The organism is Vibrio sp. Makdt (genome assembly GCF_027587015.1).
GTDB lineage: Bacteria > Pseudomonadota > Gammaproteobacteria > Enterobacterales > Vibrionaceae > Vibrio > Vibrio chagasii_B.
In genome coordinates this window covers 169,493-185,594 of sequence record NZ_JAPPTH010000011.1, presented here as the reverse complement: position 1 = coordinate 185,594, position 16,102 = coordinate 169,493, and the positions used below count along the sequence as shown (strand labels likewise).

The 16,102-nt window shown below is 43.7% G+C and carries 12 protein-coding genes; 6 read left to right on the top strand and 6 right to left on the bottom strand.

What is annotated here, in order from left to right:
- Window positions 1–44: 44 nt before the first annotated feature.
- Together OH460_RS15400 and OH460_RS15395 are read right to left on the bottom strand one after the other, a co-directional pair.
- Complete coding sequence (locus OH460_RS15400; protein WP_269998385.1) at window positions 45–1,763, bottom strand: ATP-binding protein; 1,719 nt, start codon at window positions 1,761–1,763, stop codon at window positions 45–47.
- Window position 1,764: 1 nt separating this feature from the next.
- On the bottom strand, window positions 1,765–2,307 hold the full coding sequence (locus OH460_RS15395) for a heme NO-binding domain-containing protein (protein WP_269998383.1): 543 nt from the start codon (window positions 2,305–2,307) through the stop codon (window positions 1,765–1,767).
- Between the two features lie 267 nt (window positions 2,308–2,574).
- On the opposite strand from OH460_RS15395, the gene OH460_RS15390 reads away from it, so the two are divergent.
- The 3 genes from OH460_RS15390 (at window position 2,575) to OH460_RS15380 (ending at window position 6,220) form a co-directional block, all read left to right on the top strand.
- Window positions 2,575–3,174 (top strand): CoA pyrophosphatase, encoded by a 600-nt coding sequence (locus OH460_RS15390; protein WP_269998381.1) that lies wholly within the window; start codon window positions 2,575–2,577, stop codon window positions 3,172–3,174.
- 309 nt (window positions 3,175–3,483) lie between these two features.
- The gene (locus OH460_RS15385; protein ID WP_102423478.1) at window positions 3,484–4,737 is read left to right on the top strand and encodes an aromatic amino acid transport family protein; all 1,254 of its coding nucleotides are present in this window, start codon (window positions 3,484–3,486) and stop codon (window positions 4,735–4,737) included.
- Between the two features lie 121 nt (window positions 4,738–4,858).
- A complete protein-coding gene (locus tag OH460_RS15380) occupies window positions 4,859–6,220 on the top strand; it encodes an L-serine ammonia-lyase (RefSeq protein ID WP_061031627.1) in 1,362 nt (453 codons plus the stop codon).
- A gap of 92 nt (window positions 6,221–6,312) precedes the next feature.
- Here the strand turns inward: OH460_RS15380 and OH460_RS15375 are convergent, their stop codons facing one another.
- A complete protein-coding gene (locus OH460_RS15375) occupies window positions 6,313–7,467 on the bottom strand; it encodes an amino acid permease (protein WP_443088684.1) in 1,155 nt (384 codons plus the stop codon).
- Between the two features lie 734 nt (window positions 7,468–8,201).
- On the opposite strand from OH460_RS15375, the gene OH460_RS15370 reads away from it, so the two are divergent.
- On the top strand, window positions 8,202–9,824 hold the full coding sequence (locus OH460_RS15370) for a methyl-accepting chemotaxis protein (RefSeq protein ID WP_269998378.1): 1,623 nt from the start codon (window positions 8,202–8,204) through the stop codon (window positions 9,822–9,824).
- A gap of 109 nt (window positions 9,825–9,933) precedes the next feature.
- On the opposite strand, the gene OH460_RS15365 is transcribed toward OH460_RS15370, so the two are convergent.
- Window positions 9,934–11,424: a SulP family inorganic anion transporter gene (locus OH460_RS15365; RefSeq protein ID WP_269998376.1), complete on the bottom strand. Its 1,491-nt coding sequence runs from the start codon at window positions 11,422–11,424 to the stop codon at window positions 9,934–9,936.
- A 596-nt stretch (window positions 11,425–12,020) separates the two neighbouring features.
- Between OH460_RS15365 and asnS the strand changes: the two genes are divergently transcribed.
- On the top strand, window positions 12,021–13,421 hold the full coding sequence (asnS, locus tag OH460_RS15360; protein WP_116870352.1) for an asparagine--tRNA ligase: 1,401 nt from the start codon (window positions 12,021–12,023) through the stop codon (window positions 13,419–13,421).
- Window positions 13,422–13,549: 128 nt separating this feature from the next.
- On the opposite strand, the gene OH460_RS15355 is transcribed toward asnS, so the two are convergent.
- A complete protein-coding gene (locus OH460_RS15355; protein ID WP_004741584.1) occupies window positions 13,550–13,756 on the bottom strand; it encodes a hypothetical protein in 207 nt (68 codons plus the stop codon).
- A 138-nt stretch (window positions 13,757–13,894) separates the two neighbouring features.
- Complete coding sequence (locus OH460_RS15350; RefSeq protein ID WP_269998375.1) at window positions 13,895–15,295, bottom strand: aminotransferase-like domain-containing protein; 1,401 nt, start codon at window positions 15,293–15,295, stop codon at window positions 13,895–13,897.
- Between the two features lie 219 nt (window positions 15,296–15,514).
- Here OH460_RS15350 and OH460_RS15345 point away from each other — a divergent pair, with 219 nt between their 5' ends.
- A complete protein-coding gene (locus OH460_RS15345; protein WP_063522463.1) occupies window positions 15,515–15,814 on the top strand; it encodes a hypothetical protein in 300 nt (99 codons plus the stop codon).
- Window positions 15,815–16,102 lie beyond the last annotated feature (288 nt).

Here is a 16,102-nt window from a genome sequence, read left to right as displayed (position 1 = left end):
GATCACTTCGGCTTTTTAGTCTCTCAAATAATATATGGATACTATCAGGCGGCATTGGACGGAGTCATGCCCCACTTCTTGAGCATATCTTTAAGGTCGTTGGCAGTGTATGGCTTACTCAGAATGTCATCCATACCACACTGAATGCAGCGTTCACGCTCTTCTAAGGTCGTTCCCGCAGTCAATGCAACAATAGATCTTTCATAGCCTTTCTCTCTGAGTTTCTCTGTTGCTTCAAAACCATCCATCACTGGCATCCGGCAATCCATAAATACAATGTCATACTCATTATGAGACGCCAATTCCAGCCCCTCAATACCATTACTGGCAATCGCAGGTTCTATCTCATGTTTACGTAACATCTGTTGGATGATGATCTGGTTCATCTTAATATCATCAACCACCAACACTTTAAGTAATGACAGTTCGACCTCAGATTCAAAGCCTTTCGATACTTGGTCGCTTTCTGTTGGCATATCGACCACTTGAAGCGGAACCGAGATAGTAAAGGTGGTGCCAGTACCGACAACACTGGTCACCCCAATGTCGCCACTCATCAACGCCACTAACTTACGGCAAATAGCTAAACCAAGGCCTGTACCTTCATAATTTCGGCTACTCGAATTATCCGCCTGTGTAAAAGGTTCGAAGAGTGTTTTGTGGGAGGATTTAGCAATCCCAACCCCAGTATCTTCCACAGAGAAAACGAAATGCTCGTTGTCCCATTCAATACCAACGTTCACATGCCCCTCTTCGGTAAACTTAATCGCATTACCGATGAGGTTTACAAAGAGCTGAGTAATGCGCTCTAAATCGCCTTTGAAGTGAGATGGAACATTTGGTGCCACGCTGATATTAAATTCAAGCTGCTTCTCTTTGGCTCGATTCGTAAAGATGCTTTCAATGGTGTTTCTTAAATCAAGTAGTGCAAACTTCTTTGGAATCAGCTCCAACATACCCGCATTGATTTTGCTGTAGTCCAATAAGTCATTGATGATGGTTCTTAAAAACTCACCTGATTGACTTAAGTTATTCACGATTTCACGTTGGGAACTGTTAAGCTCCGTATCACTGATTAATTCAGCACTTCCCAATAAACCGTTGAGCGGCGTTCTTAGCTCATGGTTAATCATCGCCACAAAATCGCGCGTCGCCCGTTCAGATTCCTCTGCTCGCTTACGAGATTCAATATTTCGATTGATAGCTAATTGGTGAGTAATGGCACTGCAGATGAGATCTGTAACCAATAAGAGTTGGCTCTCGATAAAATCGACATCTTGTTCAGATAGGTTGACCTTTACGATCAATGCTCCAACGATAACCTTCTCAACTTCAAGCGGTACAGTGAGTAGATCACCTTCCCATTGTGTTTCTCCGATTTTTGGGTCGAAATCACCAACCGATGCATCACCATAATCGTAGGTTTGAAGTTGTGGGAGCAGCTTCGATGGCAATATTAAGCGGCTAGCTTCAATAAGGTAACTGTTTGTCACGTTTGTGGTCAGTTGAGACAGCATCACATCATCTAAGTCGCTTCGAAGAAACGCGCGACCAAAATCTATCAATAGATTATCAATTTGCTCTTGAAACTCGATACGACGAATGTTCGCATTAGAACGTTTTTCCAACTGGCGCAGGGCAAGCTCCAACTGTTGGTTAGCTTCAAACAGCTCAAGACTTTTTTGCTCCAACAGAGCTTCAGCCGCTTTGCGGGCGGCTATTTGGCGCTTTAGTTTCTTCTCTAAGGCAGAGGCCGGATCCATATTACTTTTCTACTTTGAGATTAAACCTAACCACACTTTGGTCATCATTCTGAGGCGTCATTTCCACCCTGATCGATTCTCCGTGGTATTCAGCACATCCTTCAATTAGCCCTAAACAGACATGCGACATGCATCGTGCGCTCTTGTAATCGAAAACCAACTGGGCTTCTGTTGTCGTGATAAAACTAAACTCAGGTGGCTCAGCGTCTGGATAGAGCTTTTTCACTTCAACGTGAATGTATCGCTCAACGTGCTGAATAAATTGGAATGTCGTGTTGCTATGTTTAAGACTCGCTTTATTAGGAATGGAAGCCAAAAGGTTTTTAAATACCGACTGGCCAAACACTCGTTGCAAGCTGGCAGCGTCGATGTCTGTTTTCTTACTTAGGTTAATGATGAGTTTCACCAGATCTCTATGGTCATAACTACCAACCGATGTGTAGATCCCCTCATCTTCCGACATTTCTAGCACTTCTTCCAAAAGCTCTAAACCGAACTTATCTTCAACAAGCTCTAAAAATTCGGTGAATATGATTCCTTTCATCTCATACCTTATCTTTTGTTTCTTTTTAGAATGGTCTACTAAGTCTTTGTTATCAAATTCCTAATCAAAAAAGTAAGGATTCGCAGCTTATTTTATGACATTGATAACGGATACTCATCTAGATGCTCACTTCAAATATAGCAAAAACCAACAATATTAAGCGCTTCAGCTAACCGATAGCCTCAATAGCGCTTACCTATTAGGTTGGCATTACGTGAAAGGTTATGCCTATACTTAAAGGCATAATAATCAATATATTGGCATGTTATGAACCGAGATAATTTCCTTCAGCAGTTTCAGCTTAACCCTCCTGCTGGTTATCACCCTGAATCAGTAGAGCGCGTTTCTCATATTAGTGATGATGAATTGCGCAAAGCGGCCGTTGTGGTCGGTTTAGTTGAAAGGGAAGATGGTTTACATGTCATTTTTACTAAAAGAGCGGCTCATTTAAAGCATCACCCGGGGCAAGTTAGCTTTCCTGGCGGTAAACACGAGCTTTCCGACCCATCTATGCAATTTACTGCACTTAGAGAGCTTCATGAAGAGGTAGGAATTCGATCGGATCAGGTTAAAATTGTTGGGCAATTACCCACCTTGAGTACTATTAGTAAATTTTCTGTTACACCGATTGTCGTATTAGTCGATCCTGACTATAAACCCATCATTGATGAGAACGAGGTTGCGTCCATTTTTGAAGTTCCAGCTACCTATGTTTTAGACCAAGCGAAGCTGCATAGCCACACAGTGAACTTTAAGAAAATCAAACATCGTGTTTTCGCCATGCCCTTCGAAGAGCACCTTATATGGGGCGTCACGGCACAAATTATCCAATCATTGCAGCAACATGTAGTGCAACAAATTACATAGCAACTACGTTTTGTTTAATCTCTGTTAACAAACGTCAGCCTTTCCATGGAACAGATTTATTAATGCAATTTTACGCAAACGTTTACTTGGTACAAATCTGTACAGACACCCCTTTCGGATAAAAAAAACTAATACCAGACATGAACATAAATCACATGTAGCACGGCATTTTCGTGATCAAAAATCCGTTTTTCGCATATCATGTGACACGCCGTTTCATTACATGATTTAGATCTATTTTTTGCCGAAGAAAATTCTGCAAAATTAGCCCCGACTTATTTCCTGTTCCCAAAAAATGAGTAATTTAACATGAACACAACAACTTCTTCGGCAAATGCCGTAAAAGACTCGAGCAAGTTTAACTATAAAGATTTTACCTGGTGTTTATCACTATTCGGTACAGCAGTTGGTGCTGGTGTACTATTCCTTCCAATTAAAGCTGGTGCGGGTGGTTTTTGGCCATTAGTTATCCTAGCTCTTATTGCTGCACCAATGACTTGGTTCGCACACAAATCTCTAGCACGTTTCGTACTGTCTGCAAAAAATCCTGAAGCTGACATTACAGATACAGTAGAAGAACACTTCGGTAAGACTGGCGCAAACCTTATTACTTTCGCTTACTTTTTCGCTATCTACCCAATCGTTCTGATTTACGGTGTTGGTATCACAAACACTGTTGATTCTTTCCTAGTAAACCAAATGGGTATGGAATCTATTCCTCGTCCTCTTCTTTCTGGTGCTCTTATCCTTGCAATGACAGCTGGCGTTGTATTCGGTAAAGATCTAATGTTGAAAGCAACTTCAGCAATGGTTTACCCACTAGTATTCATCCTACTAGCACTGTCTTTCTACCTAGTTCCAGATTGGAACACTTCAATGATGGAAGTAACGCCTGAATGGTCAACAATGCCTTCTGTTATCTGGCTTGCAATTCCAATCATCGTGTTCTCTTTCAACCACAGCCCAATCATCTCTCAGTTCTCTAAAGAGCAACGTCGTGTATACGGTGAAAACGCAGTTAAGAAAACTGACGCTATCACTGGCGGCGCAGCAATGATGCTAATGGGCTTTGTAATGTTCTTCGTATTCTCTGTTGTACTTTCTCTATCTCCAGAGCAACTAGCAACAGCGCAAGCGCAAAACATCTCTGTACTTTCTTACCTAGCTAACGTTCACGAGTCTCCACTTATCTCTTACATGGGTCCTCTAGTAGCGTTCGCAGCAATCACTTCTAGCTACTTCGGCCACTTCCTAGGTGCTCACGAAGGTCTTGTTGGTCTAATCAAGTCTCGCTCTGGTTCTTCAGTAAGCACTATCGAAAAAGTATCTCTAGCGTTCATCGTTGTGACTACTTGGATTGTTGCGGTAGTTAACCCAAGCATCCTAGGCATGATTGAGACAATGGGTGCTCCAATGATTGCAGCTATCCTGTTCCTAATGCCTGTATTCGCGATGAACAAAGTACCAGCAATGGCTAAGTACAAAACTTCAGCACCTGTACAAATCTTTACAGCTTTATGTGGTCTAGCGGCTATTAGTTCTGTAATCTACGGCGCTCTTTAATCTATAAGCAGCTTTTATAAGATGCCTTTCATCTTATATCGCGAGATTAGACACAAAATATAATGATAATAAATGAGCCTCCCTACTCCCCTTGGGAGGCTCTCTTTTTGAGGTAATCGCTATGATTAGTGTATTTGATATCTATAAAATCGGTGTTGGTCCATCGAGCTCGCACACAGTTGGACCAATGAAAGCGGGTAAAGAATTTATTGATGACCTACGTTCAATGGGAAAATTGCGCGACATCACTAAAATCACCGTGGACGTATATGGATCACTATCACTGACAGGGAAAGGTCACCACACAGATATCGCAATCATCATGGGTCTTGCTGGCAATACCCCTGAGCGTGTTGATATCGATTCTATCCCGGGCTTTATCGCTCGCGTAGAAGAAACTGAACGCCTTCCTGTTGGCATGCACTGTCACACAGTTTCGTTCCCTCGCGATGGTGGTATGAACTTCCATACTAGCAACCTTTCTCTACACGAGAACGGCATGAGCATCCACGCGTGGATTGATGACGAAGTTGCTTACTCAAAAACTTACTACTCAATTGGTGGCGGTTTCATCGTTGACGAAGAGAACTTCGGCAAAGAAGAAGAAAACCCAATCAAAGCACCTTACGAATTCACAACAGCTGAAGAGCTAGTTAACCAGTGTAAAGACAGCGGTCTTTCTATCAGCACACTGGTTATGAAAAACCAAGCAGCTTTCCACTCTGACGAAGAGTCTCGTACTTACTTCGCAAACATCTGGAAAACAATGCGAGAGTGTATGGATCGCGGTATGAATACTGAAGGTATCCTGCCTGGTCCACTACGTGTACCTCGCCGTGCTGCTGCACTTCGCCAACAGCTAATGACTTCAGAAAAAACAACGAACGATCCAATGTCTGTTGTTGACTGGGTAAACATGTTCGCATTCGCAGTAAACGAAGAGAACGCAGCTGGCGGTCGTGTAGTTACTGCACCAACAAACGGCGCATGTGGCATCATCCCTGCAGTTCTGGCTTACTACGATAAGTTCATCCAAACTGTGACTGAGAAAGACTACATCCGTTACTTCGCGGCTTCTGGCGCTATCGGTGGTCTTTACAAGCGTAATGCTTCTATCTCTGGTGCAGAAGTTGGCTGTCAGGGTGAAGTTGGCGTGGCATGTTCTATGGCTGCTGCTGGTCTTGCTGAGCTTATGGGTGGTAGCCCTGAGCAAGTATGTATGGCTGCGGAAATCGCAATGGAGCACAACCTAGGTCTAACATGTGACCCAGTTGCTGGCCAAGTACAAGTACCATGTATCGAGCGTAACGGTATTGCTGCTGTAAAAGCAATCAACTCAACTCGTATGGCACTTCGTCGTTCTTCAGCTCCTACTGTTTCTCTAGATAAAGTTATCGAAACAATGCTAGAAACCGGTAAAGACATGAACGCTAAATACCGTGAGACATCTCAAGGTGGTTTGGCTGTTAAGGTTGTTTGTTAATCGAATCTCGCTAACAAACAAGCAAAAAAAGGAACGCATATGCGTTCCTTTTTTTATATCTCAATATCAGCTGCTGTTCAGCACAGCAATGGTTAAATCACTTGAGAGATAAGTAAGAAGCAACCAAACAACAATGAGAAAAGCATCATTGGTTTGCCACCTTCTGCGCTGTACCTGTCTTCTGCTACTTCCATAAAGCGTTGCTTGTGAACCATTACCAGAGGAACGAATACCGCTAAGAACACAAGGATGATACCAGCGTAGTTCAGCACTTGTAGAAACTTATCCGCAGCCAGTAGTGAGCCCGCTAATGGCAGGATAAAGCTAATGCAGTAAGTCACCGCTGTATTTTGGTTGAACATGTCTCGGTTTTGGTTGAATAGCGACATTGCCACACCAAAGAACGAAGTCAGCAGCGCCAAACCAGTGAAGATAGATAGCACAGTACCAACCCATGGCGACTGAGCTTCAAATGCAGCCATCAAGTCAGATACATTGTGGAAGCTTCTAAACTGCTCTTCACTCAAGTTACCTACCACGGCAAACAACCAACATAGGTAGCACACTAAAGGAATAAGCGAGCCTACAATCACCATATTACGAAGCTGTTTATCGGTTGCTTCATGGTTGTAAGAAACCAATGTTGGAATCACGACCATAAAGCCAAAGCTGGTGAACAAGATTGCACTCGTTTTAATTAGGTCTACATGATTGTGACTTGTTACCTGCATTAAGTTATCTTGCGTCATGCTTGGCGCTAAAAACGCCATCGTTGCAAACAAACTTGCTAGCATCACGAAGAACAGTGCACGGTTGAGCTTATCAATCACGCCTGTTCCACTCGCCACAACAGCACCGGCAATCAAGGTAAAAGTAATTTGACTCGTTGTTGCAGTAATATCGACACCGAGGTTAGACAGCAGCTTACTCAGCAAGTCACCTGCACCTAAGATGTAAGCCATTAGCAAGCAAATCAGTAAGGCGTAAAGCAGACCATTGGTGATCAGCTGCCCTTGTTTGCCTAGTGTCTTTCTAGCGATAGAGTTTAATCCTAAGCCACCACCCGCTTTGATGGTTGCTTCAAGAAGTAGTAATGCGGCGTAAGTGGTACCGAAACAGATCAGAACCATTAACAGTGTGCCGTAAAGCAATCCGAATTGAGCTAATACCATTGGGATTGCAAGCATACCAGCACCAAGAGCGGTACCAGCGATAATTAGGGAGCTACCCATCATTTTAATATTCATTGTCTTTAACTTATTTATTTAGTTTTTAATAGGTGTAGTTCTCTGTCATCAACCAAGATGCAAAGAAAATTCGAAAGAAGTTAAGCTTTAAAACGAATATCGATAGGAGCGATAAGCGGAGTTAAATCGCGAAAAGGCAGTAGAAAACGAGTAGTACAAGCGAGAGTATAGAGAGGTGTGATCAGATGAAGAAGCCATGTTCTGATGTGGTGACCCTTCTGTGGGTTCGATGATCGGTGATGTAATCTTGAATTTCATGTATGTGTCCAATATCAATAAGTCACATTCCATATTATTTAAAGCAGCGTATCCGTTGCTGCCCTTCCTCTGTCATTAGAGGTCACTTTATATTATCGAATGAACTCTGAAACACAACGCTATAACCACATTTTTTGCTATTAAATTGAACAAAACAAGCATTTGGACATTAATTAACCACCAAACATCAAAAAACAATAATCATTATTAATAGAAGACAACCTGACCAATACAACTCGACCATCCAAAATATCAATTTTATGTGTAATAGCTGCCACTCACTTACTACACCAGCCGCCAAAACTGAGCCCTCGTTCTTTAGACTCTCATGTGTGATGCCAATTGACATACAAACTCGCTACATCACAGAAACAAAACCACAACCGGAGTGTGGTCACACAATTCAATATACCCCATAGGTGGTAAGGTCTCTTACCAGTACAGTAGTCGCGTCATCAGAACTAATAAAAACACCTATGCGCTCAACAATAACCTTCAAGATCCTGGTTGCTCTTGCCATTGTATTCACCTTCTTACTGGCAATATCCACCTACTTTCAATATTCCCAACAAAAACAACTTGTTAATTCCGTTCTAAGTGAACAGCTTCACGATAAAGCGAGCAACTATTTCGATAGCCTTAATATGATGATGCTAACCGGCACCATGGCACAGAAAGAAACGCTTCGTCAGAAAGCGCTCGCGCAAGAAGGTATTGAAGACGTTCGAGTATTACGCGCCGATGCCGTAAGTAAGTTATATGGACCGGGTAACGACAACCAAACACCCGTAGATGAGATTGACAAAAGAGCCTTGTCAGGCGAAACCGTCATCGAACCATTTTCTGCTGACTGGGGTGAAGGCTTGGTGATAGCTCTACCAATGAAGTCGAGTGAGAATTATCGTGGTACCAATTGTGTCGCGTGTCATATGGCACCAGAAGGTGAAGTATTGGGAGCAATTCGACTAGAGTACAATCTGAGTCATGTTAATTCGCTGATTAACACTCAAACTATGGCTGCGATCGGTATCATGGCAGTGATCTCCTTTGCTGGCTTTGTGCTGACGATAGGGCTGATTCGTAAAATCATTGTACGCCCGCTTCAGCAAACCTCTCGCTTTATGACTCAAGTCAGCAGCGATAAGGACCTTTCCACTCGCCTACCGGAACAGAGCCAAGATGAAATTGGCACTCTGGCGAAATCAATTAACTCGTTTATGGGCACAGTATCAAGCAGTTTAGAACAAGTACAAGATACCTCTCATAAGCTGAACGCGTCCGCCAATCAGTTAACGAGCGTCGCACAAATTACTGAGCAAGCCACCAGCGACCAGCAGAATGAGACCGCTGAAGTACAAAGTAATGTTGAAGGAATACAAGCTCAGCAGGTCAATGTAGAACAAGCGACATTAACCGCATCTGACCTCATCAATCACACTTCGGATGTGGCATGTAAAAGTGCGAACCAAGCCCATGATGCAAGTAGCGAGATAAAGAACCTTGTTACTAGTATTGAAGAGGTGAAACACAAGATCACCACACTCAACGAACAGACAGGCGAAGTGTCTTCGATACTGAGTGTGATCCGTGGCATTGCCGATCAAACCAACCTTTTGGCACTCAATGCTGCAATAGAAGCTGCGAGAGCAGGTGAACAAGGCCGAGGATTTGCAGTCGTTGCGGACGAGGTTCGCCACCTCGCCTCTCGAACAGCAGAGGCCACGGGCAGTATTGAATCAATTATTCACCAATTCCAACAAGGCAGCGAAGAGTCATTAACCTCTGCCGATCGCGTGTGCGAACAAGCACACCAAAGCTCTACCGACATTGATGCACTCTCTATTGAAATGAATAGTGTTGTCGAAGAGATGAAACAGGTGCTCGCCCATGCGCAGAACATTCAACAACAGACGCAATCTACTACCCAGGCAACCAAAGATGTTCAGCGGAAAGTCGAAACCATCACATCGCACGCTAACGACACATCACTATCGGCAGGTGAGACGCGTAATATCAGTACTGACCTAGAAGAGCTGTCTGACCACCTAGAATCCCTGATTAATCAGTTCACTTTATCTTGTACCAAAGACAAAGCCTAAACCGAGAACAATATCTAACTGTCACCCAACAAAAAAGCGCTCACCCACGAGCGCTTCACCTTTCTACGTAGCCATTAGTTAGGCTATGAACTCTATGTTCAAACAGCCGCTAGTGTGTAATCGACATCGCTGATAAATCTGTATGCTTGTGATACATCGCATGTTTGAAGATTAGCTTAGCACTGACCTCATCCATGCCAGATACATCGACATAAGCCCCTTTCTTACGAAACTTGAAGACCACCTTGTCGAGTGCTTCAACCGAGGTGTTATCTAAAAATGACGCCTCAGAAATGTCGATCGTGACCAACGACGTCGCCTTGTCGTAATCGAACAAATCAACAAAGGCATCAGAAGATGCAAAGAACACATGCCCCTTAACTTTATGAGTGGTATGCATTTGATTGGTCACGACTTCATCGGAGATAAAGACCATAGACTTGCTCGTGTGAGCATAAAATAGGGCCGAAAGCACCACGCCAACCGCGACACCAATCGCTAGGTTATGAGTAAATACAACCACCACAACCGTTGCCAGCATGGTGACATTGGTCGGTAAGGTATGATCTTTAAGTTCGACAATCGATCGCCAAGAGAAGGTACCGATCGATACCATGATCATCACAGAGACAAGTGCCGCCATCGGTATCAGCTTTAACCAGTCTGCAGCGAACACCACCATGAGCAATAGAACCACACCAGCAATCATGCTAGATAGTCTGGTTAGGCCGCCTGACTTAATGTTAATGATCGACTGACCTATCATCGCGCAGCCCGCCATACCGCCAAACAGTGACGCAACAATGTTCGCGACACCCTGTCCTTTACACTCGTTGTTCTTATTACTTTCGGTATCCGTCAGATCGTCAACAATGGTCGCAGTCATCAAGGATTCCAGCATGCCAACGACTGACAAAGCGATGGAATATGGAAGTATGATTTCGAAGGTATTAAGCGTGAATGGAATATTCGGAATTAAAAACACGGGTAACGAATCAGGAAGTTTGCCCATGTCACCAATGGTTCTCACTTCTAGGCCAAACATCAAACTGATGATGGTGAGCACGATAATCGCCACCAAGGGTGATGGAATTGCGCTGCCCAATTTCGGTAAGTAAGGCAGTAAGTAGATGATCGCTAATCCCAATACGACCAACAAATATACGCTTGAAGGTACGTTGGTAAGCTCCGGCAATTGAGCCATAAATATAAGAATAGCAAGCGCGTTCACAAATCCGGTAATCACAGATTTAGACACGAAATTCATCAAATTACCCAGCTTCAAATAGCCTGCAAGAATTTGGATGACACCAGCAAGAAATGATGCAGCAAGCAGATACTCAAGTCCGTGCTCTTTGACTAAAGTCACCATCAATAGCGCCATTGCTCCTGTCGCACCGGATATCATCCCCGGACGGCTACCCACTAAAGCGGTGACAACACAGATACAGAATGAAGCGTATAAACCCACCTTAGGGTCGACGCCTGCGATAATGGAAAATGCGATAGCTTCAGGGATCAATGCAAGTGCTACCACAATCCCAGATAATGAATCTCCTTTAATATTTGATAACCAGTGTGTTTTTAAATAATTAAGCATGTAATTCTCTTTTACTTGTACAGCCTATCCTGCCTTGTTCAGACATATTGTATTCGACTGTTTTTCATGAATGAGCGAGCGCTCGAAAAGTGCGGGTGTAGAGAGAATGCAGGGGCTAAGGCGGCGTAATTAACACGTGAATATTAAACTCCTCTGGTGATTCTTTAATTCGCAGCAAAGTGAATTCGCGACAAACAAAGAGGGTGAATGGTCTCCTAGATAGGAGAAACCGCGACAATATAGTGTGAGGTTCAATGCAATCACACAATCATTATTGGAAACAAAGATTACAATGGAGCAGCGACCAACTCATCACAGGCGTGGCACGTGACAACATGCAAGAAGTGGAAACAGACTAAGAGATCGAACAAAAAACCAACCCTTATTGGGTTTTATGGCTGACATACACAATATTTCTTTCTACAAGCAAGAATAAAGGTTGAAGCTCTCCGTATGACAGGTAATATGTTCCATTGATTTAAAAAGTTTATACAACTCAATGTTTCGATTGTTTTTTGTTCAAAATGTAGCGAACTATAAACAATCAATTGCAAACATTGCGTTGAATTTGTCCCTCAATGGAGAATGAAACCAACATGACTTACGCGCCTGTAAAAGACGTACTTGGCGGCAAGCTAGCAGTAGACAGTGAAGTAACTGTTCGCGGCTGGATCCGTTCACGTCGTGATTCCAAAGCTGGAATCTCTTTCCTTGCCATTTATGACGGCTCTTGTTTCGACCCGATTCAGGCCGTGGTCCCTAATAATCTTAATAATTACGAAAACGAAGTACTAAAGCTAACGACTGGCTGCTCTGTTGAAGTAACAGGTAAGATTGTTGAGTCTCCAGCGAAAGGTCAAGATTTTGAGCTTGCTGCAACTGACGTTAAAGTTGTTGGTTGGGTTGAAGACGCAGAAACATACCCAATGGCGAAAACTCGTCACTCTATCGAATACCTTCGTGAAGTAGCTCACCTACGTCCACGTACAAACGTAATCGGTGCAGTAGCGCGTGTTCGTAACTGCCTATCTCAAGCGATCCACCGCTTCTACCACGAGCAAGGTTACTTCTGGGTATCTGCTCCGCTGATCACTGCTTCTGATGCTGAAGGTGCAGGTGAAATGTTCCGCGTTTCTACGCTAGACATGGAAAACCTACCTCGCACAGAAAAAGGCGATGTTGACTACAACGAAGATTTCTTCGGTAAAGAGACATTCCTAACAGTATCTGGCCAACTAAACGGTGAAGCTTACGCTTGTGCACTAAGCAAAGTTTACACGTTCGGTCCTACGTTCCGTGCTGAAAACTCAAACACAAGCCGCCACCTAGCTGAGTTCTGGATGGTTGAACCTGAAGTTGCTTTCGCGGATCTAGAAGATATCGCTAAGCTATCTGAAGACATGCTTAAGTTTGTATTCAAAGCCGTACTAGAAGAGTGTCGTGACGACCTTGAGTTCTTCGCTCAACGTATCGACAAAGAAGCAATCACTCGCCTAGAGCAGTTTGTAACTTCTGATTTCGCACAAGTAGACTACACTGACGCAATCCAGATTCTTCTAGATTCAGGTCGTGAGTTCGAGTTCCCGGTTGAATGGGGTATCGATATGTCTTCTGAGCACGAGCGTTTCCTAGCTGAAGAACACTTCAAAGCGCCAGTAATCGTTAAGAACTACCCGAAAGACATCAAAGCATTCTACATGCGTGCGAACGATGACGGTAAGACGGTAGCGGCAATGGACGTACTAGCACCAGGCATCGGCGAAATCATCGGTGGTTCTCAACGTGAAGAGCGTTTAGACATCCTAGACGAGCGTATGCGCGAAGTAGGTATCGACCCTGAGCACATGAACTGGTATCGCGACCTGCGTAAATACGGCACAGTGCCTCACGCAGGTTTCGGCCTAGGCTTCGAGCGTCTAGTATCTTACGTAACAGGCATGGGCAACGTACGTGACGTTATCCCATTCCCACGTACTCCTCGCTCTGCAAACTTCTAATTCCGCATTAAGCTCGAATTAAAAGAAAGAAAATAAAAACCTCCGCAATTGCGGAGGTTTTTTTATATTCAGAATACAAACGAAAAAATTATTAGGAGTCATGCCACACCAAGCTCCTGATAGGTGTGCTAATCAACATCTTGATTACTAGCGTACTTTATTGCCAAGCCACAGATCGCCATCATCACGAATGGAATCGCAGCGGTGGTGTACTCCGCCCAAGCCATATCAGCGAATGCTTTTGCCAATAATACATGGCCAAGAATAAGCAGAAGCGCACACACAATCGCGACAACAATCAGCTTCACTTCATTTCCCATAGTCATCTTCAACATAACAGTCTCTCCAATATTTGGTCTACCGTTATTGAATCACAACTCTGTAGCCAATAAGGCGTACAGTTTCGCCACATTAAAACCGTACAGTTAGCATTATGTCGTTTTTTATGAGTCAGTTAGCGTTTAGGTCGGCACTTAATTCGCTAACTGATGTGCGAGTTTTCCAAGCAGTTTCAGGGCTTGCTCTCTTTCTTGAGTCAGTTCATAAGAGAAGTTCAGTCGAATAGCGTTATCCACACTACCCTGCTCACTAAACAAATCACCCGATGCGACACTTATCCCCTGTGCGATCGCTAGTTGATGAAACTGCTGGCTATCGAAACCAGCAGTGAAACGTATCCAAATAAAATAGCCACCAGCGGGTTCTTCAAGCTGAATAGAGTGTGGAAAATATTGTTTGATGACCTCTAAAAAGCGTGCTTTTCTCTGCAAGAGATTCTTACGTAATTTACGCAGATGATTATCGTAGCTTTCATGAGTTAAAAAATGTGCGACACCAAGCTGAACTGGCGCACTACTAGAGAGCGTGGATAGCAGTTGCAACTTCTGAATCGCATCGTTGAAGCGAGTGTTGACCACCCAACCCACGCGGTAGCCAGGGCAAAGACTTTTTGAATAAGAACCACACAGCAAAACCGAATCCGTTTTATCAAACGCCTTCAGGGGCTTAGGCTTGTGTCCTTCATAGTAAAGATCACCATAAACGTCATCTTCAATAATGTAGGTATTGTGCTGCTCTGCTATCTCTACAACGCGGCGTTTAGCTTCGTCTGATAGACTTGTGCCTGTCGGATTTTGAAAAGTCGTCATCAGCCAACATGCTTTCACATTATGGTCCTTCAGCACGCTTTCAAACTGTTCAATATCCAATCCGTTGACTGGGCAAACATCCACTTCTATCGGTTTGAGCCCTAACCTCTCTACCGCTTGCAAAGCGCCATAAAATGCCGGCGATTCAATCACAACATAGTCGCCAGATTGAGTCACGGTTTGCAGGCTCAAGTTCAGAGCTTCCATCGCACCCGAAGTAATCACAATATCTTGATGGTTAACCGTAATTCCTTGCTGTAGATAACGCTGTGCTATCTGCCTTCTTAAAGATTCACTTCCAGGTGGTAGATTGTTAATGACACTGGCACCCGTCATCTTCCTGCCGGCGCTGGCTAGATTACGAGTTAAGGTAGGTAAAGGAAAAAGGTCTGGGTCAGGAAAAGCGGAGCCAAAAGGAATGACGCCTTCTGCTGAGCTGGACTTTAAGAAATCGAACAAGCGATCATTAATCGCCTTCTTCTCTCGTGCTACTGGCGCTTCGTAGTCAACGCCGTCGACCTTAGGGGCGACAAAGTAGCCAGACTGAGGCTTGGCAATGATCCAACCTTCACTTTCTAACAACTGATAGGCTTGTAAAACAGTACTATTACTGACGTTATAGTTACGACAACTCATGCGTACAGAAGGGATCTTCTCCCCTGAACGCCACGTGTTATTAGCGATCTGAGTCCGAATATCCTTTGCAAGCTCTTCATAACGCGCCATCTAATTGTACTACCTAGATAAATTCCTGTGGACGGGTGATCTTATCATTAACGTGATCAACTATTGCTTCTATCCATATGATTGCACCTAATTTCTATAATTGTGTGAATTGGTTCACAGATAACTTTGTAAGCTTTGCTAAGTTTGTACCCAAGGTAAGAGCTAAATTCGCTTTACGCCTCAATAATTTGATGTAACCCAAAAACATGCGAGATAACAATGAAAAAAATAGAAGCAGATCAGTTAAGTTATAAAGGAGAGTCAAACGGTGTTCATAGTTGGACAACACCGAGTGGCCAGCCATACTACTGGCACCCAGATTGGCTCCATATTGCTGAAGATGCGACAGGCTCACATCCAAAGCAGAAGCTAGATGTAGAGCAAGATCAAGCACCTACTGAAAAGCACGCGGTATCTGCAATTCTTAAGCACATCAACCAATGGGCAGCAGACAAACTGGCGTCACACCCAGAGATTGAAACTGGTTCAATTGAAGCTGAAATCAATCTGAAAAAGTAATCGCCTTTTAATAATCGTTAGGTCGCGTTGTAGCTAATCTTCTCAGCTCTCATCGCAACCTCATCGACGTAATAGCCTCGAGACTCAACCGAGGCTATTCAAACCTCTTCATAATAACGCTGTAATATTCCCCACCTAGCTAACAAAAATCCAACACTAACCACTTTCTTGTATCAATCCGCGAAAGCTATCGATAGAATTTCCGGTCTCATTCATGTCATCTATGTTAATCGTGCGTGCGTCTTTATCCGTCAATCAATCTAAGGCTCATGTAAATCAACAAGAACA

Excerpts from the sequence above, each read along its gene's own strand:
- OH460_RS15400 (WP_269998385.1), bottom strand. The coding sequence starts at position 1,763 with ATGGATCCGGCCTCTGCCTTAGAGAAGAAACTAAAGCGCCAAATAGCC.
- OH460_RS15395 (WP_269998383.1), bottom strand. The coding sequence starts at position 2,307 with ATGAAAGGAATCATATTCACCGAATTTTTAGAGCTTGTTGAAGATAAG.
- OH460_RS15390 (WP_269998381.1), top strand. The coding sequence starts at position 2,575 with ATGAACCGAGATAATTTCCTTCAGCAGTTTCAGCTTAACCCTCCTGCT.
- OH460_RS15385 (WP_102423478.1), top strand. The coding sequence starts at position 3,484 with ATGAACACAACAACTTCTTCGGCAAATGCCGTAAAAGACTCGAGCAAG.
- OH460_RS15380 (WP_061031627.1), top strand. The coding sequence starts at position 4,859 with ATGATTAGTGTATTTGATATCTATAAAATCGGTGTTGGTCCATCGAGC.
- OH460_RS15375 (WP_443088684.1), bottom strand. The coding sequence starts at position 7,467 with ATGAATATTAAAATGATGGGTAGCTCCCTAATTATCGCTGGTACCGCT.
- OH460_RS15370 (WP_269998378.1), top strand. The coding sequence starts at position 8,202 with ATGCGCTCAACAATAACCTTCAAGATCCTGGTTGCTCTTGCCATTGTA.
- OH460_RS15365 (WP_269998376.1), bottom strand. The coding sequence starts at position 11,424 with ATGCTTAATTATTTAAAAACACACTGGTTATCAAATATTAAAGGAGAT.
- asnS (WP_116870352.1), top strand. The coding sequence starts at position 12,021 with ATGACTTACGCGCCTGTAAAAGACGTACTTGGCGGCAAGCTAGCAGTA.
- OH460_RS15355 (WP_004741584.1), bottom strand. The coding sequence starts at position 13,756 with ATGTTGAAGATGACTATGGGAAATGAAGTGAAGCTGATTGTTGTCGCG.
- OH460_RS15350 (WP_269998375.1), bottom strand. The coding sequence starts at position 15,295 with ATGGCGCGTTATGAAGAGCTTGCAAAGGATATTCGGACTCAGATCGCT.
- OH460_RS15345 (WP_063522463.1), top strand. The coding sequence starts at position 15,515 with ATGAAAAAAATAGAAGCAGATCAGTTAAGTTATAAAGGAGAGTCAAAC.